Here is a 20623-nt window from a genome sequence, read left to right as displayed (position 1 = left end):
CAATCGGGATGAGTTCGAAGGGATGGAACGCAGCTTGCACCGGGGTGCAAGCAAGGGCCAGCGCGCAGAAATCGCCCGATTTCACTCCAACCCTTCGGGACAGTGGCTTTGCGGGCGCCCGGCTAGGGCCGCCCGGGCAGGGGCGGTCTGCGGCGTTGCAGCGCTTGCCAATAGCTGGCTATTGGCTGCGCACTGCGCCTAGCATCCCATCCCGCAAAGACACTGTCGCGGCGCGAGGAGACTTTGAACAGGTTCTTAGTGCAGCTGTGGAGCCGGGCTGGTTAGGCGAGGTCGATCAGGCTTCGACCTTCTTGATCAATGCTGCCAGCATATCGACTTCCTCGGGCTTGAGGTCAGCCAAAGGCGCGCGCACCGGACCGGCATCGTGGCCCACCAGCTTGGCACCGGCCTTGATGATGGACACGGCGTAGCCAGCGCTGCGGTTGCGGATCTTCAGGTAGGGCATGAAGAAGTCCTTGAGCAGCTGGTGCTGGGTGGCGTGGTCATCGGTGCGCACGGCTTCGTAGAAGCGGATGGCGGTCTTGGGGATGAAGTTGAACACGGCAGAAGAGTACACCGGCGTGCCCAGTGCCTTGTAGGCGGCGGCATAGACTTCGGCGGTTGGCAGGCCACCCAGGTAGGCCAGGCGGTCGCCCATCGTCAGGTACATCGCCGACATGGCTTCGATGTCGCCCACGCCGTCCTTGAAGCCGACCAGGTTGGGGTTGCGCTCGCAGAGCTTGGCAACGGTCTCGGGGGTGAAACGGCTCACGCCACGGTTGTAGATGATGACGCCGAACTTCACGCTCTTGCAGACGGCTTCGACGTGCGCGGCCAGGCCATCTTGGCTGGCTTCGGTCATGTAGTGGGGCATCAGCAGGATGCCGTGGGCGCCAGCGGCTTCCGCAGCCTGTGCGCACTGGATCGCAAAGCGGGTCGGGCCGCCTGCACCGGCGATGATCGGCACCTTGCCCTTGCAGGTGTCCACGGCGGTCTTGATGATCGCAGGGTACTCTTCGGCGGTCAGCGAGAAGAACTCACCGGTGCCGCCAGCGGCGAACAGCGCGCTGGCGCCAAACGGGGCCAGCCATTCCAGGCGCTCGGCATAGCCCTTGGCATTGAAGTTGCCTTGTGCATCAAAGTCGGTAATGGGGAAGGACAGCAGTCCGGAACTCATCACGTTCTTCACATCCTGGGGGCTCATGGTGCTCATATCAAACTTTCAAAGAAAAGAGAGGGAATCGACAGTACCAAATCCGGGCGGCTCAATCGAGCTGCAGATTGGCGGTTTGAACGACCGTGCGCCAGCGCTGGCGTTCGGCCTTGAAAAATTGGTCAGTCTCGGCCGGCGTCATCGTGACCACCTCGGCGCCCTGGCCGGTCAGGCGCGAGCGCACCTCGGGCGAGCGGATGGCAGTCAGCAGCGCCTGGTTCACCTTCTGGATCACCGCTTCTGGCGTTTTGGCCGGCAGTACCACTCCTTGCCAGGTGCCCGAGGCAAAGCCGGCTGCGCCTTGCTCGGCCAGGGTCGGCACATCGGCGATCAGCGGCATGCGGGTGTTCTTGGAGATACCCAGCAGCTTTAACTTGCCGCTTTGCACATGGGGGTAGGTGGCCAGCATGCCGTTCATCAGCACCTGGGTCTGGCCAGCCACCGTGTCCTGCACCGATTGCACGCCGCCCTTGTAGGGCACATAGACCCATTTGGCGCCCGTCAGCCGGGCCAGCTCGACACCGGCCAGATGCGGCGCGCTGCCGGTGGCCGTGACGGCAAAGTTCAGGTCCTGCTTCTTGGACAGGGCCACCAGCTCCTGCAGGTTGTTGGCTTGCACCGACGGGTGCACCACCAGCATGTGCGGCGAGTAGGCCAGCATGGCGGCGCCACGCAGGTCCTTGCTGGGGTCAAAGCTCAGCTTGGTGTAGATGGACGGGGAGATCGCGAGCGCTCCGAGGTCGCACAGCAGCCAGGTGTAGCCATCGGGCTGGGCGCGGGCGACAAACTCGGCGCCCAGGTTGCCGTTCGCTCCGGGCTTGTTGTCGATCACTACCGTCTGCTTGAGCTCTTGCGAGATCAGCTGGCCGATCGAGCGCGCAATGATGTCCGAACTGCCGCCGGGCGGGTAGGGAACAATCAGCCGGATCGGCTTGCTGGGCCATGCATCGGCCGCCAACAGCGGAGTCGATAACAAGCTACCGGCGGCCAGGGCCAGCGCTGAATAGATCAGGTGCGAACGGCGATGCATAGGTCTTTGTCTCCTTTTTAGATATAAGACATCATACAACTCAAAACGCAGATCGCCAAGCTTTGGTTGACTAGGGGAAACGCTTGTGTGGGTGGGCGGCTGGGCCGGTCATGCCGCCTGGCGCCGCCGTGGGCTGGCGCTGGGGCGGGCCGGGCGCTGCGCCAACGGATAGGTGTGGCGGGCGCAGCGGTGGCGCGACCCGGGGCGTGAAGGCAGCAGCCCCGTGCCGGGCTGCTGCGCGGCTTAGCGCTCGCTGCCTGGTGCGCCGGTTGCTTGCTGCTCCTGGGCCAGGCGCTGTGCCAGGCGCAGGCGTTCGCGCGAGTTGGTCAGGTGGATGCGCATCGCAGCGCGGGCCGAGTCCGCATCCTGGCGCTCGATCGCGGAGAAGATCTCTTCATGCTCGCGGTTGACGCGCTTGAGGTAGTCCGGGTCGCGCGTGGGGATGTGGATCGAGGCAATCCGGTTGCGCGGAATCAGCATCGAGCCAAAGTGCTGCAGGATCTCCTGGAAATAGCGGTTGCCGGTGGCCTTGGCGATGCTCAGGTGAAAGTCCAGGTCATGGCTCACGGTCTCGCGGCCCAGTGCAAAGTTCTGCTCAAAGGCCTGCAGCGCAGTGCGCATCGCGCGCAGATGCGGCTCCTGGCGCCGGGTCGCAGCCAGTCCCGCCGCCTCGGTCTCCAGGCTGATGCGCAGCTCCAGCACCGCGAGCACATCGACCGATTCACTCAGCTCGTGGGCGCTGAGCACCATGCCCGGCGTGCTGCGCGCGGGCAGCACAAAGGTGCCGATGCCGTGCTTGGTCTCCACCAAACCCGAGGCCTGCAATTTGGACAACGCCTCGCGCACCACTGTGCGGCTGACGTCATAGCTGCGCACCAGTTCGGTTTCTGTGGGCAGCTTGTCGCCCTCTTGCAACAGCCCCTGGCGGATCTTGTTTTCAAATTCTTCCGACAACAGATTGGCCAGGCTGCGGCTGCCCTTGGCGGCACGGCTGCCGCGCAGACTGGCGGCGGAGTCTATGGCCATCGATGGGGTTGTAGCGAGTTCCAAGGGGCTTTTAAGCATGGCTGTGATCCGGCTGAAGGTGGGCCAAGCAGCTGCCTTGCGGGGTGTGGCAACCGTGCAAAGTGGCATCCTGGCCTGATGCCATTGACGAGGATGCGGGTAATTCCGAGGGGCTTTTAAGCATAGCTGTGATCATAATTCACACCTGTCGTCAGACAACACATGACTGATGCCTTGTTGTAACCTACTTTCCAATCATGCTCAAGCTTTTCTCCAAAACCACCGTATGTGCCGTCACTCTGCTGGCTGCTTCCCTGGCGCAAGCGCAGACCTCCACGCTGGAGAAGATCAAGCAGAACGGCGCGATCACCATCGGTGCGCGCGACATGTCCGTGCCCTTCAGCTACAAGGTCAATGGCAATGCGGACCCTATCGGCTTGATCAATGACATCTGCCTGAAGGTAGCAGAGGCGGCGCAAAAGGCGGCGGGCTTGCAGAAGATGGAAATCAAGTACCTGATCACCACGCCCACCAGCCGCATCCCGCTGGTGCAGAACGGCACCGTCGATCTGGATTGCACACCGGTGACCAACACCCTTGCACGCCAGGAGCAAGTCTCCTTCTCGCCGAGCTACTTCTCGGCCAATGTGACCCTGGCCGTGCGCAAGGACTCGCCAGTCAAAGGTATTGCCGATCTGCAAAACCGCAATGTGGCCACCGTGACCGGCACCACCTCGATCCAGCTGCTGCGCGCCTACAAAAAGGCCCAGAACGTGAAGTTCAACGAGGTCTATGGCAAGGACCCGTCCGAAGCCTTTGTGATGTTCGAATCGGGCAAGGCCGACGCCTTTGTGCTCGATGACGTGCAACTGGCCAGCTTTATCGCCACCTCGCCCCAGCGCGACCAGTATGTGATCCTCAACGAGCCGCTGCGCACCGAGCCCTATGGCGTGATGCTGCGCAAGGATGACCCGACGTTCAAGAAGCTGGTCGATGACACCGTCTACGCGATGATCAAGTCCGGCGAGATGGAAGCGCTCTACCAGAAGTGGTTCATGACCACGATCCCTCCGCGCAACGTGAACATCAACTTCCCGCTCAGCGATTCGACCAAGGCGCTCTACGCCAACCCCAATGACAAGGGCATCTAAGAGAAACCGAGCGATTGCGAATTTATGTTGAAGCTAAGTCAAAAAGTCGAGGGCCTGCCTTCGTCGCCGAGCATGGCGATTTCCTCGCTGGCCAAGAAGATGAAGTCCGAAGGCATCGATGTCATCGACCTGAGCATTGGCGAGCCCGATTTCAATACGCCCGAGCACATCATTGATGCGGCGATGGCCGCGGCCAAGGCCGGTGCCACCAAGTACACGGTGCCGGCCGGCACCGAGAGCCTGCGCAAGGCGATTGCGCAGAAGTTCAAACAGGACAACGAACTCGACTACACGGTGGCCGAGATCACCACCGGTGTCGGCGCCAAGCAGCTGATCTTCAATGCCTTCATGGCGACCTTGGAGAGCGGCGACGAAGTCGTGGTGCCCACCCCTTGCTGGGTGTCCTATGGCGACATCGTGGCCTTGCATGGCGGCGTGCCGGTCTATGTGCCTTGCGCAGAAGCGGTGGGCTTCAAGCTCACGCCCGACGCGCTGCGCCAGAGCATCACGGCCAAGACCCGCTGGCTGATCATCAACAGTCCCGGCAACCCCACCGGCGCGGTCTACAGCCGCGCCGAGCTGCAGGCGCTGGGCGAGGTGCTCAAGGACTTCCCCGATGTGCTGGTCATGTCCGATGAAATCTACGAGCACATCATCCTGACCGGTGTGCCCTTTGTCTCGTTCGCCCAGGCCTGTCCTTATCTGAAGGACCGCATGCTGATCATCAACGGCGTCTCCAAGTCCTACGCGATGACCGGCTGGCGCATTGGCTATGCGGCAGGCCCCGAGAAGCTGATCGGCGGCATGAACAAGCTCGAATCGCAAAGCTGCACCAGTGCCACATCGGTGGCGCAGGCCGCTGCGCAAGCGGCTTTGCTGGGCGACCAGGACTGCGTGCGCCAGGCGCGCCAGACCTTTGTGGACCGGCTCGAGACCATTCACCGCGAGCTGGCCATCGTGCCTGAGCTGACCCTGTCGTCGGTGCCCGATGGCGCCTTCTACCTGTTCCTCGGTTGCCAAAGCCTGATCGGCCGCCGCACGGCCGAAGGCCAGGTGCTGGACAGCGATGCTGCCGTCTCGAGCTTTCTGCTCAAGGCGGCCAATGTGGCCACCGTGCCGGGCGCGGCCTTTGGCATGTCGCCTTATATCCGCCTGTCGTTCGCCACCGACCCTGCGCTGGTGGTGAAGGCCCTGAAGAACATGCGTTCTGCCATCGACGGCCTGGCTCAAGGCTGACCACCCCAGGCGCTTTTCATAAGCGCCTTTTTTTATGGAAAGGAGCAGGCCATGCAGGCACAAACAACCCCGCTGCAACGCTTGCTGTTGACTGGTGCTGCCGGCGGCCTGGGCCAGGTGCTGCGCCAGCGCCTGCGCGGCCTGGCCCCTGTGCTGCGCGTGTCCGACATCGCCGGCATGGGCGCGCCGCGGGATGCGCAAGAAGAAGTCGTCCCCTGCGACCTGGCCGACAAGCAGGCCGTCGACGCGATGGTGGCCGGCTGCGACGCCATCGTGCACCTGGGCGGTGTGTCGGTGGAGCGGCCTTTTGAAGAGGTGCTGGAGGCCAATATCAAAGGCATCTTCCACCTCTACGAGGCCGCGCGCCGCCACGGCGTGAAGCGCATTGTGTTTGCCAGCTCCAACCATGTGATCGGCTTTTACCAGCAAAGCGAGAAGATCGACGCCCATGCGCGCCGCCGCCCCGATGGCTACTACGGCCTGTCCAAATCCTTTGGCGAGGACATGGCGAGTTTCTACTTTGACCGCTACGGCATCGAGACGGTGAGCATACGCATTGGTTCGTCCTTTCCCGCGCCCAAGGACCGGCGCATGATGCACAGCTGGCTGAGCTATGACGACCTGGTGCAGCTGGTCGAGAAAAGCCTGTTCACCCCTAACGTTGGCCATACCGTCGTCTACGGCGCATCGGCCAACCGCGACCTGTGGTGGGACAACCATGCCGCTGCCCACCTGGGCTTTGTGCCCAAGGACAGCTCCGAGCCCTGGCGCGCCCAGGTGGAGGCACAACCCGCCCCTGCGGCCAACGACCCGGTCGCCGTCTACCAGGGCGGGGCCTTCACCGCCCAAGGCCCCTTTGGCGATGCGCCGGAGCCGTCTGCATGACAGCCGCCGAGCTGGTGCTCGACGCCCGCAATGCCACCGGCGAAAGCCCTGTGTGGCGTGCGCAGGAAGCTGCGCTGTACTGGGCCGACATACCGCGCGGCCTGCTGCAGCGCTGGCAGCCGGGGCAGGGCGCCGCCACGCAGTGGCAGCTGCCGCAGATGCTGGCCTGCATCGCCGCCTGGCAGGGCGAGCCGCGCAGCTGGATTGCCGGCTTGGAAGACGGCATTTACCAGGTGACGCTGGGCGATGGTGAGGCTCACACCCAACAACTGGCTGCCGTCGTCCACGCCATGCCAGGCATGCGCTTTAACGATGGGCGCTGCGACCGCCAGGGCCGCTTTGTGGCGGGCAGCATGCTGATGGACATGGCCGCCGCGCAGCCGGTGGGCAAGCTCTACCGCTTTGGGGCAGAGGACATGGCGGCAGGCCGCGCGCAGGATCTGCAGCTGGGCCCGCTGGTCACGCCCAACGGCCTGGCCTTCAGCCCCGATGGGCGAACCATGTACCTGTCGGATTCGCACCCCAGCAGCCAGCAGATCTGGGCCTTTGACTACGACGCGGACACCGGCACACCCCACAACCGCCGCCTGTTTGTCGATATGACGAGCCTGCCGGGCCGGCCCGATGGCGCGGCCATCGATGCCGAAGGCTGCTACTGGATCTGCGGCAACGACGCGGGCCTGGTGCACCGCTTCCGGCCCGATGGCCGGCTGGACCGCTCGTTGGCGCTGCCGGTCAAGAAGCCGGCGATGTGCGCCTTTGGCGGCCCGGGCCTGGATGTGCTCTATGTCACATCGATACGGCAGGACGGTATCGATCTGTCGGACCAACCGCTGGCCGGTGGCGTGTTTGCGCTGCGCCCAGGCGTTTCAGGAATGGAGGAGACGGAATTTCGGCCCCTGTAAACAGGCGAGGTGTGTGTGACCCAGAGACCCGGAAACCATTCGGGCATGTTCCCCCAACCATAGAGATAACGAGGTAGACAAATGCGACTTTCCACTCTCAGTGCAGCGCTGGCTGCCGGTCTGCTGGCGCTCAGCGCGCAGGCCACCGAATTTCGTTCATCAGATATCCACCCGGACGACTACCCGACCGTGCAGGCGGTGAAGTTCATGGGCGAGCGCCTCAAGGCGCTGTCCGGCGGCAAGCACAGCATCCGCGTCTACCCCAACGGGGCACTGGGGGGCGAGAAGGAAACCATCGAGCAGGCCAAGATCGGCGCGCTGGCGATGGTGCGGGTCAACGTAGGCGCGATGAACAATGTCTGCAACGAGACCGTGGTGCCCACGATGCCCTTCTTGTTCCGCTCAGTGGAGCACATGCACAAGGTGCTCGATGGCCCCGTGGGCGAAGAGATCCTCAAAGCCTGCGAAAAACAGGGCTTCATCGGCCTGGGCTTTTACGACAGTGGTGCGCGCTCCATGTTCACCGCCAAGCGGCCGGTCAAGAGCCTGGCCGACATGAAGGGCATGAAGGTGCGCGTGCAGCAGTCCGACCTGTGGGTGAGCATGCTCGAAGCGATGGGCGCCAATGCGACGCCAATGCCGATGGGCGAGGTCTACACCGGGCTGAAGACCGGCCTCATCGATGCGGCCGAAAACAACTACCCCACGTTTGAGAGCTCGCGCTCGTTCGAAGTCGCCAAGTACTTCAGCAAGACCGAGCACTCGATGGCGCCGGAGATTTTGCTGTTCTCCAAACGCACCTTTGACAAGCTCTCGCCCGAGGAGCAGCGCTGGGTACGCCAGGCCGCCAAGGAGTCGGTGCCCTATATGCGCAAGCAGTGGGCCGAGCGTGAGGCCAAGTCGCTCGAGGTCGTGAAGGCGGGCGGCGCCGAGATCATCGAGGTGGACAAGGCCCCGTTCCAGGCGGCGATGCGGCCGGTGTATGACAAGTTCATCACCGATGCCAAGTTGAAAGACCTGGTCAAGCGCGCGCAGGAAACACCTTGATCCGCCGCTGATCCCACGCCAATGCCAGTGCCCGCCGGGTGCTGGCTCCTTGCAACTCTTTGCCCGGAGGCTGTACGCCCCGGGCCTGCACGGGCACCACGATGTTTACCAAGATTTGCAGCGCCTTGTCGCGCTTGTGCATGTGGCTGGGAATTGCCGGCCTGATGCTGCTGATTGCTGCCGTGAGCTGGCAGGTGTTTGGCCGCTATGTGCTCAACAACACGCCCACCTGGGCCGAGAGCCTGTCGCTGTTGCTGGTGCTCTATGTGACCATGTTCGGCGTCGCCGTGGGCGTGCGCGACAGCGGCCATATCGGGCTGGAGTCGCTCCTGGTGCTGGCGCCGGACTGGCTGCGCACCAAGATGGAGTTTCTGATCCATGCGCTGATCCTGGTGTTTGGCGCGGCCATGGCCTATGGCTGCGCGTCGCTGGCCGAATCGGTCTGGGACTACCGCCTGCCGACCCTGGGCGTGTCCGAAGGCTGGAAATACGTGCCCGCCATCCTTGCCGGCAGCCTGATTGTGCTGTTTTCCATCGAACACCTGATCGCACTCGCGCAAGGCCGCGAAGTGCAGCCCAACTAGGAGCGCGGCGATGACCACAGCCTTGCTGATTCTGAGCCTGAGCTTTGCCGTCCTGCTGCTGCTGGGCGTGCCGGTGGCCTTCTCCATTGGTCTGTCTGCGCTGGCCACGCTGGCCTTTGAGGGGCTGCCGCTGGAGGTGGGCTTTCAGCAGATGACTGCCGGCATGGGGGTATTCTCCTTCCTGGCGATTCCGTTCTTCATCTTTGCCGGCGAGCTGATGCTGCACGGCGGCATTGCCGACCGCATCGTCAACTTTGCGCGGGCGCTCATCGGCCATGTGCGCGGCGGCCTGGGCATGTCCAACGTAGTGGCCTGCACCTTGTTTGGCGGCGTCTCGGGCTCGCCGGTGGCTGATGTCTCGGCCATGGGTGCGGTGATGATCCCGATGATGAAGAAAGAGGGCTACCACGCCGATTACGCGGTCAACGTGACCACGCATGCGGCCCTGGTGGGCGCACTGATGCCCACCAGCCACAACATCATCATCTATGCGCTGGCGGCCAGCGGCAAGGTGTCGATTGCGGCGCTGATTCTGGCGGCCATCATCCCGGCGCTGATCCTGACCCTGAGCAACCTGGGCGCGGCCTACTGGGTGGCACGCCGCCGTGGTTACCCGGCCGGCACCTTCCCCGGCTGGCAGGTCGTGGGCCGCAGCCTGGCCGCGGCGCTGCCGGGTCTGTTTGTCGTGGTGCTGATTCTGGGCGGGATTCTGTCGGGCGTGTTCACCGCGACCGAGTCGGCCGTGGTCGCCGTGCTCTATGCGCTGGCGCTGACGGTGTTTGTCTACCGGTCGCTCAGCTGGTCGCACTTTGTCAAGGCCGCCTCCAAGGCCGTGCGCAACACCGGCATCATCTTGCTGCTGATCGGCATCTCCAGCACCTTTGGCTACCTGATCAGCCTCTACGGCGTGGCCGAGCTCACCGGGCAGATGCTGGCCCAGGTCACCACCACGCCCTGGATGGTGTTCCTGCTGATCAACATCATCCTGTTTCTGCTCGGCACCTTCCTCGACATGGCCGCCACCATCTTGCTGTGCACGCCCATCTTCTTGCCGATTGCCCAGCACTACGGCATGAGCTCGGTGCAGTTCGGCATTGTGCTGCTGATCAACTGCGCGCTGGGGCTGAACACCCCGCCGGTAGGCACGACCCAGTTTGTCGGCTGCGCCATTGGTGGTGTGTCGGTGGGTACCGTCATGCGCACCATCTGGCCGTTCTATGGCGCGCTGATCTTTGCGCTGGGCCTGGTGACCTTTGTGCCGGCCTTCACCACCTGGCTGCCGCAGATCTTCATGACCGTGCGCTAAGCATTCACCGCCTCCCAACCCTTCACCCCTTCTGCTTTCTTCTGCGTTTTCACGATGAGTACCTCACACGCCATTCGCCATATCCGCATCACGCCGATTGCCTTCCGCGATCCGCCGCTGCTCAACGCTGCCGGCATCCACGAGCCCTGGGCGCTGCGCTCCATCATCGAGATCGAGACGGCCTCGGGCCTGGTGGGCATCAATGAGAGCTATGGCGACCAGCCGATGCTCGATGCACTGGCCAAGGCGGCACCGGCACTGGTGGGGCTGTCGCCCTGGGCGCTCAACGAGATGGAGCAGCGGGTGGCCGCGCTGGTGGCGCCGCCCGTGCAAACGGCCTCGGAGTTTCTGGGCCAGCAGGTGTCGCTCGCGCCGGGCACCCATGTGTCCAAAACAGTGGCCAAGGTGGTCAGTGCGTTCGAGGTGGCCATGCTTGATCTGCAAGGCCAGATGGCGAATGCGCCCGTCGTGGATCTGCTGGGCGGCGCGGCGCGCCCCAGTGTGCCGTTCTCGGCCTACCTGTTCTACAAGTACGCCGAGCATGCCGGCCAGCCCTATGCCCCGGATGCCTGGGGCGAGGCGCTGACACCGCAGCAGCTGGTGGCACAGGCCCAGCGCATGATGGGCCAGTACGGCTTTCAGAGCATCAAGCTCAAGGCCGGGGCCTTGCCGCCCGATGAGGAGGCCGCCGGCATTCTGGCCCTGGCCGAGGCCTTTCCCGGCCTGCCTTTGCGCATCGATCCCAATGCCAACTGGACGGTGGAGACCAGCCTGCGCATTGTCGAGAAGCTGCGCGGCGTGCTGGAGTACTACGAAGACCCGGCCCCCGGGCTGGACGGCATGGCGGCCGTGGCCCGCGCCTGTGAGGTGCCGCTGGCCACCAATATGGTGGTGACCGATTTTGCCGAGTTCCGGCGCAATGCCGAGATGGGCTGCCCGGTGAAGATTGTGCTGAGCGACCACCACTACTGGGGCGGCCTGCGCGCCACGCAGCGCCTGTCCAGCCTGTGCCGCACCTTTGACCTGGGCCTGTCGATGCACAGCAACTCGCACCTGGGCATCAGCCTGGTGGCAATGACGCATCTGTGTGCCAGCGTGCCGCTGCTCACCTATGCCTGTGACACGCACTACCCCTGGCAGGACGAGGAGGTCATCGAAGGCGGGCGCCTGCAGTTTGAAGCGGGCAGCCTGCGCGTGCCCAGCACGCCGGGTCTGGGCGTGCGCCTGGACCGCAATGCGCTGGCGCGCCTGCATGACAACTACCTGCACTGCGGCATCCGCAACCGCGATGACCTGGGCCAGATGCGCAAGTACGACCCGAGCTTCGACGGCAAGCAGCCGCGTTTCTGAGCCCCACCGAGTTCATTGAACCAGCCTTTTGACGATTACAAACCAAGGAGACATCCATGCAACGCAGAACCCTGATCCAAAGCTCCCTCGCGGCCAGCGCCTTGATGCTGGGCGCCGGCCTGGCCAGCACCTCCGCGCTGGCCCAAAGCAGCTGGCCCACCGGAAAATCCATCACCTACCTGGTGCCGTTTCCGCCCGGCGGCAATACCGACACCCTGGCACGCGTGATCGCCCAGCCGCTGGGCAAGGCGCTGGGCACGCCGATGATCATCGAGAACAAGGGCGGGGCCGGCGGCAGCGTGGGCTCGGCACTGGCCGCGCGCGCCGCGCCCGATGGCTACACCATCCTGGGCGGCACCATCAGCTCGCATGCGATCAATATCAGCCTGTATTCCAAGCTCGACTACGACCCGGTCAAATCCTTCACGCCGGTCGCGATGCTGGGCTCGGGCCCGCTGGTGCTGGTGGTGCCCGCCTCCAGCCCCTACAAGACCCTGGCCGATGTGATGGCTGGCAGCAAGGCCAAGGCCTCCAGCGGCGGGCTGACCTCGGCTTCGCCCGGTAGCGGCACCTCCAACCACATGGCGCTGGAGCTGCTGGCCTACCAGACGGGCGTCAAGTTCACCCATGTGCCCTACAAGGGCAGCGGCCCGGCGGTGCAGGATGTCATCGGCGGCCAGGTGGACATGATGTTTGACACGGCCCTGGTCGTGGGCCCGCACATCCAGGCCGGCAAGCTGCGCCCGATCGCGGTGACCAGCTCCAAGCGTCTGGAATCGCTGCCCGATGTGCCGACCATTGCCGAGGCTGGTGAAAAGGGCTTTGACATGGGCTCCTGGCAAGCGGTGTTTGCACCCGCTGGCACACCCAAGCCCGTGGTGGACCGCCTGCATGCCGAGATCATGAAGATCGTCGCCACGCCGGAAGTGCAGACGCGTTTGAAGGCCTTTGGCATGCAGCCCTCGACGATGACGCCGGCCGAGCTGGCCGAGTTTCAGAAGGCCGAGGTGGCCAAATGGGCGCAGGTGATCCAGGCCGCCGGCATCAAGGCCGATTGAGCGTTTGCGTGCGGCCCTGTCGCGCAAAGCGACAGGTGCCAGGCGGGCCGGCAGCGCGCATGCGCTACGCTGCCGGAGCACCGCCGTAGAGAGTATTTGCCATGACACAAGCCAGAACGACCCCACTTTCGATTTCCATGCATGCGGCGGACAACGTCGCGATCATCGCCAATGACGGCGGGCTGCCGGCCGGCACGGTGCTGCCCTCGGGCCTGCGGCTGGTCGAGCAGGTGCCGCAGGCGCACAAGGTGGCCTTGGTGGACATTGCGCAGGGCGAGGCCGTGCGCCGCTACAACGTGGTCATCGGCTATGCGCGCCAGGCCATTGCCGCGGGCAGCTGGGTGCATGAGCGCCTGCTGCAGATGCCCGAGGCCCGCTCGCTCGAAGGCCTGCCCATTGCCACGGTGCCGGCCCCCGATCTGCCACCGCTGGAGGGCTATACCTTTGAGGGCTACCGCAATGCCGATGGCACGGTGGGCACCCGCAATATCCTGGCCATCACCACCACGGTGCAGTGCGTGGCGGGCGTGCTCGATTTTGCGGTGCGCCGCATCAAGGCCGAGCTGCTGCCGCGCTACCCGCAGGTCGACGATGTCGTCGGGCTCGAGCACAGCTATGGCTGCGGCGTGGCCATTGATGCGGTGGGTGCCGAGATCCCGCAGCGCACCTTGCGCAACATCAGCCACAACCCGAACTTTGGCGGCGAGGTGATGGTCGTGAGCCTGGGCTGCGAAAAGCTGCAGCCCGAGCGCCTGCTGCCGCCGGGCTCCTTCCCGATCGCCGATGCGCGCGCGCCCGCGTTGGATGTGGTCTGCCTGCAGGACGAGGCGCATGTGGGCTTCATGTCGATGGTGCAGTCCATCATGACCCGCGCCGAGGCGCACCTGGCACGGCTGAACCAGCGCCGGCGCGAGACCGTGCCGGCCAGTGCCTTGGTCGTGGGCGTGCAGTGCGGCGGCAGCGATGCCTTTAGCGGCGTCACCGCCAACCCGGCCGTCGGCTTTTGCACCGATTTGCTGGTGCGCGCAGGGGCGACCGTGATGTTCAGCGAAGTGACCGAGGTGCGCGATGGCATTGACCAGCTCACCTCACGCGCCTCAACCCCTGAGGTGGCGCAGGCGATGATCGACGAGATGGCCTGGTACGACGCCTACCTGGACAAGGGCAAGGTGGACCGCAGCGCCAACACCACGCCGGGCAACAAGAAGGGCGGCCTGTCCAACATCGTGGAAAAGGCGATGGGCTCGATCATCAAGAGCGGCACAGCGCCCATCACCGGCGTGCTCTCGCCCGGCCAGAGACTCGCAGATCGCGGCATCGAGCGCGGCCTGGTCTATGCGGCGACGCCCGCGAGCGACTTCATCTGCGGCACCTTGCAGCTGGCCGCCGGCATGAACCTGCATGTGTTCACCACCGGGCGCGGCACACCCTATGGCCTGGCGCAGGTGCCGGTGATCAAGGTGGCCACGCGCAGCGATCTGGCGCGCCGCTGGCATGACCTGATGGATGTGAACGCCGGGCGCATTGCCGATGGCGAGGCGAGCATCGAGGAGATGGGCTGGGAGATGTTCCGCCTGATGCTGGAGGTGGCCAGCGGCCGCAAGAAGACCTGGGCCGAGGAGTGGCAGCTGCACAATGCGCTGGTGCTGTTCAACCCCGCCCCGGTGACCTGAGCACGCAGAGGCTTGGCCTCTACTTCTTCCACTTCTCGCGCAGCGCGGCGCAGTGGTCCTGGGCCGGCAGCGCCGGGGTGCTGTGTACCCAGTCGCGGTCGGCCGCATCGGCCTGGGCCTGGCTGCCCGCCTGGCCAATGGCCACCACCGAGCGGGTGCCCGCAGGCAGCCAGGTCGGAATGCCGATGCTGCGCAGCACATGGCCGCGCCCGGCGATCAGCAGCACCGTCTTGCCGGGCTGCAGCTGGGAGCTAGCGGTCTGGGCCATGCTGTCGTCCTTGGCCAGCTGGATGCGCGCCATCGGGGCCAGCTGGCCCTCGGGCAGCAGGCCGCAGTGGCCGTCGGCAATGGCGTCGAGCTGGCGCTGCCATGCAGCAGCGGGCAGGTGGCTGTCCCAGCGAGTTTGCTGCATCACATCGCGCATCTGCGCTCGCGGCAGGTTGCCGCCCAGCACGGGCACCCCCGCCTGCACCGCCGTCATCACCGCCGGGCCGTAGTGGCGCCAAGGCCAGCCCTTGTCATTCCAGGCCAGCGCCTGCTGCACCTGGGCTTCGCTGGCGCTGGGGGCCAGGCCCTGGGTGCTGTGACCGGCGTCGGCCATCTCCAGCACCACGGCGGCCAATTGCTGTCGCGCGGCCCACTGGGCCACCGTGGTCTGCTGCCACTGCTGGTGCTCGGGCGCATCATGCTGCTCGCCCAGCAGCAGCACATCGGGCGCTTTGGAGCGCGCCAAGGCTGCCAGGTTGAATTCGGCGTTGGCGGAGGCTGCGGCTTGGGGCGGTTGGCTTGTGCAACCGCCCAGCAGCGCCAGACCCAGCAGGCCGGACAGCCAGCCACCATTGCGAATGGATGGTATTTGCATCATTCGCGCATCGTAGTGGCTGGCCTGCGGCCTGTCGACCTGAAGGGTTGCCGTGTCCTCGCTCAGCGGCGCTGGCCGTTGGTCCAGATCGCGCCGGTGGTCAATGCGCCTTCCATCGACACGTTGACCAAGGTGGCGCCCGTCAGGTTGGCGCCGGCCAGGTTGGAGTTGTCCAGGCTCACATTGACCAGCTCGGCGCCCTGGAAGTTGGCGCCCTGCAGGTTGGAGTTGGACAGGTCTACATTCGTGAAGCTGTGGCCGGCAAAGTTGGCCTGGGGCAGGTTGGAGCCGGACATATTGGCGTTCACATGGGCCTGGTTGCCGCCACCGCTGCGCTTTTGGCTGCGCACGGTGGCCGACGTTTTGCCCTGGCCTTCGACGACGACGGCTGCGCCACCGGCCCCACCGTGCACGGTGCTGCTGCGGCCGGGGATATTGGTCTCGGCCACGGCGCCACGGCCCGAAGCCGCATTGACGACGGCACCGTTGACGGTGACCGAGGCGCCTTGGCTGCCGCCGCGCACATCGACGCCGGGGGCCGAGATGACGGCGCCTTGCGCCCAGACGCCGCCAGCGGCCAGGCTCAGGGTCAGCACGGCCAGGGCCTGCTTGATTTTGGGTTGTTGCATGCTTGTCCTTTCTTGCGCTACTCGGTGAGCGGCGCGTTGTGACTCAGGTTGGAGGGCTGCATGCCTGGGGCATGCGCGGCAGAGGGGAGCCCCTCGGTCGGCACCACCTGCTCCTGCGAGAGCGGTGGGGTGTTGGTATCTGCCGCCGCATCGCCATCGGCGGCGGGCGGCTCTGGCCAGGCAAAGGGCTGCTGGCTCAGCTGCGAGAGCGGGTCGGCCACGCGTTGGGGGCGATCGGGCGGCGCGCTGGGGTGTTTTTCTTCGACCTGCAAGGCCACGGCATTGATGCGCGCGGCCAGCTCCTGCATCCAGGCTTCGTCAATGACCGGTTGCTTGTCGTTGCTGCGGCTGAAGATCAGCGCCAGAAACTCGCGCGCCTTGGGCGAGCCGGCATCGGCGGCGCGCCGGTAGTACTGGATGGCGGTGGCGAAATTGCGCTGCACGCCGCGCCCCAGATGGTAGCGGTAGGCCAGCTCCAGCAGCGCATTGGCATTGCCCTCGTCGGCACGCGCGCGCAGGCGGCCCAGCTGCTCGGCGGTGCTGGCGCGCTGGTAGCTGGCGATGCGGCCGAGGTTTTGGGCCGCCGTCTGGCTGCCGCCGGCCTGGGCCTGGGCGTACAGCTCCTTGGCCTCGTTCATGCGTCCTTCGAGCTCGCGCTCGACGGCCAGGTCATTGAGCGCCATCGCATCGCCATCGCGCGCGGCCTGCTCCAGCAGCAAGCGCGACTGCTGCATGGCCTTGGGGCCAGTCACTTTGCGCTCGACCAGGGACAGCAGGTAGGTGGCCTTGGCCAGGCGCGCATCGGCTGCGCGCTGCAACCACTGGCGGCCGGTGGGCACATCCCGCACACCGCCGGTGCCCGTGCCCAGCATGTAGCCCAGCGCCGCCATGGCCCGGGCATCGCCTTGTGCGGCGGCCTGGCCCAGCCACTGGCGGGCCTGGGCGCCCGCTTGCGGCAGGCCGGCGTTCTGGTAGTAGTACATGCCCAGCTCGAACTGGGCGCTGACTTCGCCTTCCTGTGCCTGTCGGCGCAGCGCCTGCAGGCTGGCATCGCTGCGCTGGGCTGGCATGCGGATCGATGAGCCCGGCGCGGCGGGCGCTGCAGGGGCCGGGCTGCTGGCGGCCGCGCCGGCATCGCCGCCGCCTGCCGATGGCAGCACGATGGCGGCCCAGCTGGCGCAGGCTTGCAGCAGCAGCCCGCCGGTCAGCGCCAAAAGGCCCGCCCGGCGGCGGGTAGGTGCGAGGCGCCTCATCGCGTTTTGCTGCGGCGCGCGGGGGCGGCGGCAGGGGCAGGCTGGGCAGGGGGGGTGGCCACAGGGCCCTCCACTTCCCAGCGCAGCTGCGACTGGGCGATGACGCCGGTCTGCGCGGCAATCTGCTGCTGCACGGCCTCGATGCTGGTCAGGCCCTCAATCGGTGCCAGCTGGGCCTGGGTGAGGGCCACCGGCACGCGGCCGGTCAGCGGCTTGGTGGTCTGGGCGCAGTACACCTGCTCCACGCCAGGGCGGGCGGTCTCGATCAGGAAGGAATTGGCCTGCGACACATCGGGCACCATCAGGCCGATGCGACCCTGGGCCACCACCGCCTGCTGCTGCGGGTTGGGATAGACCTGGGTGACCACCTGGGCGGCATCCTGGTAGTAGCAGTAGAGAAAGCCGGTGCGGGCCGGCGCCACACGCAGCACCACCGAGGTGCCGATGGGCAGCTGCGAGGCCAGCTCCTTGTGGCCGAGCAGGGACAGCGCCAACGCGTCGGTGGTCGGCTCGTTGTCCGGCAGGCCGTGCGGGCGCGGCTTCAGTTCGTTGCTTTGCGGCGAGTAGCTGGAGGCGATCTTGTCATCGGCCGACATGCCGGCATACAGGCGCAGCAGCCCCATATAGGTCTCAAAGTTGACGACGCCAACCGGGGTCAGGTCCAGCGATGCCTGGTAGAGCGCGAGCGCATTGCGCAGCGCGGTGGAGTCGTTCCCATCGATGGGGCCGCTCCAGGCGCCTTCGGCCTGCAGCACGCGCTGGGCCAAGGTGATGCGGTCGGCCGCGCCTTGCTCGTCAAACCAGGTGCGCATCTGGCGTTTGAATTCGGGGTGGTTTTGCTCGTAGTCGATGCATTCCCAGTACGGCACCTTGGCCCATTTGCCCACCAGCTCGATGGTGGCCAGGTCGACCAGCAGGCGCACGGCCGCGCCCGCGCCCTGGTTCACGTCGGCAGCCACTTCGTACTGCACGCCCAGGCGGTAGATGTGCTTGGGCAGGCCGGTGGCGCGCCCGCCGATCTCGACCGAGCGGCCGCCGGTGGCGACGACCAGCTCGTTGGCTGAATCCAGGCCGGGGTAGAGCGTGCGGGAGTTCATGTCGCCCAGATGCAGATCGAGCCCCACCACCGTACCCAGCAAGTCCCAGCTGTAGCCGGTGTCGGTATTGGCGGTGGAGACGCCCAGGCTGCTGCGCTTGGAGACCACCGTCTTGTCGCCAAAGCTGATGGCGCCCGAGACATAGATCTGTGGCTTGCGCAGCTCGATCTGACCGTTGTTGAGCAGCAGGCTGGTCATCGTCTGCACGGTGTCCTGCTTGAGCGCATCGACTTCATAGTCGACCACGCGGAAGGCCTGGCTGGTGCGTGACATGCGCGAGAGCGCCGTGATTACCATCTCCTTGGTGCCGGTGGAAAACAGCCCCGAGGGATCGGGGATGCTCTTGACCGCGACAAGCGTCGAGGGCACCTGCTCGGCCGCCAGCATGCGGTCCATGCAGGCCAGGCCTTCGCGCATCGCCGATGCGGATTTGGTGGGCGTGACCAGCGGTGACTGCTCGGTGATGCCCTTTTCAATGATGTCCTTGCGGTCGGACAAGGTGGGCTGGATGCTGCAGGCAGACAAGGCCAGCACGCAGGGCGCAAGCGCCAGGCGGCGAATCGATGAAAGATGCATGGTGGTTATTCGTTATGGCGATGGTGGGGCTGCCGCTGGGCTCAGCGTGCTGCCGGGCTCCCTCGTCCCGGGGTGGCTGCACAGAGTTTTCTGGCTCTGGCGCAGAAGCCATCGTGTTTATTTGCAGATATTGATGACTGAGCCACGTACCACGGTGACCTGGTCGGCATTGCCTGCCCCATAGCGGTTACCGATACCGGCCGTGCCTTCGTTGATCTGGGGGGCGGCACCCACATTGGTATTGCAGTTCTTGCCCGAGGGGCCGGTGACCATTTCACGCTCGATGGCGGATCTGGAGTCCTGCTCCGTCAGGTAGTTGCGGGCCATGGCATTGCTCACCTTGTTGCGTGAGGCTGGATCGAGCCCGGTGCGGCCTGCGGGTGGCTTTTGCTGGGCCTGTGCGGCGGCGCACAACAGGGCGAGAACCCATACCCCGGCATAGCTGGCTTTCATGCGCAGTCTCCTTGAGGGACCCTCTGCACAACGATCGCAGGCCAAGGGATGCGGCGGCCGCATCCCTTGGCGCTGACGAATGCTCTACAGAAGATCTTTTTATAGGGGCCGGCCAGCAAATGGTCTCCAGACGCATTCGGCGGCCAGCGGGATGAAGGGATGGGGATTACTTGCCGTCGTTGGAGGCGAGGTTTTGCTCGGCCTTGGTCATCGCGCCGATCGCCATATTGGCCACGGCACCATTGGTGACCGAGACTTCCTGCTTGTTATTGCCGCCAATATTGACGTTGCCCTTGTTGGAGGCCAGGTTTTGCGTAGCGGTAGCACCTGCGCCGATGGCCATATTGGCGACAGCGCCGTTCTTTACAGTGACCTTCTGGTCGTTGTTGCCCTTGATTTTCACTTCTGCCTGGGCAGACATTGCGATAGCCGAAACCGACACCAGAATTGCGAAAAACTTCTTCATAAAAATCTCCTCGTTACTGAAAGAATATGGTGCACTTCCTGTGTATGCACCTCTGCAGTCAGCTCCCCATGTCGGAGAAACCGAACCGTTCATTGGCGTGCGGCCGCAGGGCGCCCTGCTACCGTCCACCAATGTTCACTACGCTGCGCATGCCGGTGCCGGTGGCCTGGTTGACCACCGGTCCGCCTACGGACACCACCTGGCTGCCGCTGCCGACTCCGCCATTGCGCGACGCAATATTCAATTCGCTATAGGCACCGAAACTGGCCATGTTCGCGACCACGCCATTGACCGAGGTCACCTGGTTGTTGCCGCGAATCTGGCGGATGTTCTTGTTCGATGAGATATTCATCACCGCCTGGGCCGCCGGGCCGGAGATATTGACGATGCCGCCATTGACCACCACCTGCTGGTTGTTTTGGGCGAATACCGAGGCGCTCAGCCCCAGGCCTGCCCACAGCAGCAGATGCCGCTGTTGTGCCAGTACCTGGATGCATGCCTGCTTGGCGCATGTAATGGATTGATGGCCCATAGTCAATAGCTCCTTGCCGATAGACGAAAACTTGCTAAGGCGTGTTTTTAACTGCAGACCGGTGCCGCGAAATGACGAGTTGAAACCGAGTGATTCATGAATATTTCATGACATAAGAAATATCTGGTAGCAATTGACTTTGATTTTTTGAAAGTGCCTATAGAAAATAAATATGCGAGTAACAAGTGAATTACATATGAGCCTATAAACCGAATAGATGCGTAAGCAATTTCTTTACAAAGATCTGCAAATTGGTAAGGCGCTTTACTTTTGAGCTTTGTTTTTACGAATAAGTAAAAAAGCCTGCCCAAA

General features: G+C 64.6%; 20 protein-coding genes. 10 read left to right on the top strand and 10 right to left on the bottom strand.

Annotation, left to right across the window (positions count from 1 at the left end; translation table 11 throughout):
• Positions 1-295: 295 nt before the first annotated feature.
• From kdgD to N4T19_RS13965, 3 genes are all read right to left on the bottom strand, one after another.
• Positions 296-1204 (bottom strand): 5-dehydro-4-deoxyglucarate dehydratase, encoded by a 909-nt coding sequence (gene kdgD / locus N4T19_RS13975; protein ID WP_260720302.1) that lies wholly within the window; start codon positions 1202-1204, stop codon positions 296-298.
• A gap of 61 nt (positions 1205-1265) precedes the next feature.
• Entirely contained in the window at positions 1266-2243 is a 978-nt protein-coding gene (locus N4T19_RS13970) for a Bug family tripartite tricarboxylate transporter substrate binding protein (protein WP_260718312.1), read from the bottom strand.
• Between the two features lie 243 nt (positions 2244-2486).
• A complete protein-coding gene (locus tag N4T19_RS13965) occupies positions 2487-3269 on the bottom strand; it encodes a FadR/GntR family transcriptional regulator (protein ID WP_116926230.1) in 783 nt (260 codons plus the stop codon).
• A gap of 236 nt (positions 3270-3505) precedes the next feature.
• On the opposite strand from N4T19_RS13965, the gene N4T19_RS13960 reads away from it, so the two are divergent.
• The 10 genes from N4T19_RS13960 to garD all read left to right on the top strand — a co-directional run bounded on the left by N4T19_RS13960 (position 3506) and on the right by garD (position 14443).
• The gene (locus N4T19_RS13960) at positions 3506-4399 is read left to right on the top strand and encodes an amino acid ABC transporter substrate-binding protein (protein ID WP_116926231.1); all 894 of its coding nucleotides are present in this window, start codon (positions 3506-3508) and stop codon (positions 4397-4399) included.
• 24 nt (positions 4400-4423) lie between these two features.
• The gene (locus tag N4T19_RS13955; RefSeq protein ID WP_260718310.1) at positions 4424-5635 is read left to right on the top strand and encodes a pyridoxal phosphate-dependent aminotransferase; all 1212 of its coding nucleotides are present in this window, start codon (positions 4424-4426) and stop codon (positions 5633-5635) included.
• Positions 5636-5686: 51 nt separating this feature from the next.
• The gene (locus N4T19_RS13950; RefSeq protein ID WP_182343837.1) at positions 5687-6520 is read left to right on the top strand and encodes an NAD-dependent epimerase/dehydratase family protein; all 834 of its coding nucleotides are present in this window, start codon (positions 5687-5689) and stop codon (positions 6518-6520) included.
• Positions 6517-7425, top strand: a complete 909-nt coding sequence (locus tag N4T19_RS13945) for an SMP-30/gluconolactonase/LRE family protein (protein WP_260718308.1) — start codon at positions 6517-6519, stop codon at positions 7423-7425. The genes N4T19_RS13950 and N4T19_RS13945 overlap by 4 nt, the downstream gene beginning before the upstream one ends.
• Positions 7426-7506: 81 nt before the next feature.
• On the top strand, positions 7507-8472 hold the full coding sequence (locus tag N4T19_RS13940; protein ID WP_021025002.1) for a TRAP transporter substrate-binding protein: 966 nt from the start codon (positions 7507-7509) through the stop codon (positions 8470-8472).
• 101 nt (positions 8473-8573) lie between these two features.
• Positions 8574-9056, top strand: a complete 483-nt coding sequence (locus N4T19_RS13935) for a TRAP transporter small permease (RefSeq protein WP_116926235.1) — start codon at positions 8574-8576, stop codon at positions 9054-9056.
• Positions 9057-9066: 10 nt separating this feature from the next.
• On the top strand, positions 9067-10362 hold the full coding sequence (locus tag N4T19_RS13930; protein ID WP_260718307.1) for a TRAP transporter large permease: 1296 nt from the start codon (positions 9067-9069) through the stop codon (positions 10360-10362).
• A 54-nt stretch (positions 10363-10416) separates the two neighbouring features.
• The gene (locus N4T19_RS13925; RefSeq protein ID WP_116926237.1) at positions 10417-11712 is read left to right on the top strand and encodes a glucarate dehydratase family protein; all 1296 of its coding nucleotides are present in this window, start codon (positions 10417-10419) and stop codon (positions 11710-11712) included.
• A 56-nt stretch (positions 11713-11768) separates the two neighbouring features.
• Positions 11769-12770 (top strand): Bug family tripartite tricarboxylate transporter substrate binding protein, encoded by a 1002-nt coding sequence (locus N4T19_RS13920; protein WP_116926238.1) that lies wholly within the window; start codon positions 11769-11771, stop codon positions 12768-12770.
• 101 nt (positions 12771-12871) lie between these two features.
• The gene (gene garD, locus N4T19_RS13915) at positions 12872-14443 is read left to right on the top strand and encodes a galactarate dehydratase (protein WP_260718305.1); all 1572 of its coding nucleotides are present in this window, start codon (positions 12872-12874) and stop codon (positions 14441-14443) included.
• Between the two features lie 19 nt (positions 14444-14462).
• Here the strand turns inward: garD and N4T19_RS13910 are convergent, their stop codons facing one another.
• From N4T19_RS13910 to N4T19_RS13880, 7 genes are all read right to left on the bottom strand, one after another.
• Entirely contained in the window at positions 14463-15305 is an 843-nt protein-coding gene (locus tag N4T19_RS13910; RefSeq protein ID WP_260718304.1) for a ChaN family lipoprotein, read from the bottom strand.
• A gap of 62 nt (positions 15306-15367) precedes the next feature.
• A complete protein-coding gene (locus N4T19_RS13905; RefSeq protein WP_182343827.1) occupies positions 15368-15934 on the bottom strand; it encodes a pentapeptide repeat-containing protein in 567 nt (188 codons plus the stop codon).
• Positions 15935-15951: 17 nt separating this feature from the next.
• Entirely contained in the window at positions 15952-17187 is a 1236-nt protein-coding gene (locus N4T19_RS13900) for a tetratricopeptide repeat protein (RefSeq protein WP_182343825.1), read from the bottom strand.
• Positions 17184-18860, bottom strand: a complete 1677-nt coding sequence (locus N4T19_RS13895) for a DUF4384 domain-containing protein (RefSeq protein ID WP_260718303.1) — start codon at positions 18858-18860, stop codon at positions 17184-17186. Before N4T19_RS13895 ends, N4T19_RS13900 begins: the two co-directional genes overlap by 4 nt.
• 117 nt (positions 18861-18977) lie before the next feature.
• Positions 18978-19313, bottom strand: coding sequence for a hypothetical protein (locus tag N4T19_RS13890; RefSeq protein ID WP_021025065.1), 336 nt, complete (start codon positions 19311-19313; stop codon positions 18978-18980).
• Between the two features lie 166 nt (positions 19314-19479).
• A complete protein-coding gene (locus tag N4T19_RS13885) occupies positions 19480-19779 on the bottom strand; it encodes a hypothetical protein (protein ID WP_021025064.1) in 300 nt (99 codons plus the stop codon).
• A gap of 118 nt (positions 19780-19897) precedes the next feature.
• Positions 19898-20311, bottom strand: a complete 414-nt coding sequence (locus N4T19_RS13880) for a hypothetical protein (protein WP_116926244.1) — start codon at positions 20309-20311, stop codon at positions 19898-19900.
• Positions 20312-20623: the final 312 nt, after the last annotated feature.

The organism is Comamonas squillarum, assembly GCF_025309455.1.
Lineage (GTDB): Bacteria > Pseudomonadota > Gammaproteobacteria > Burkholderiales > Burkholderiaceae_C > Comamonas > Comamonas squillarum.
The sequence above is the reverse complement of the archived record's forward strand: the minus strand, read 5'-3'. Positions and strand labels throughout refer to the sequence as shown.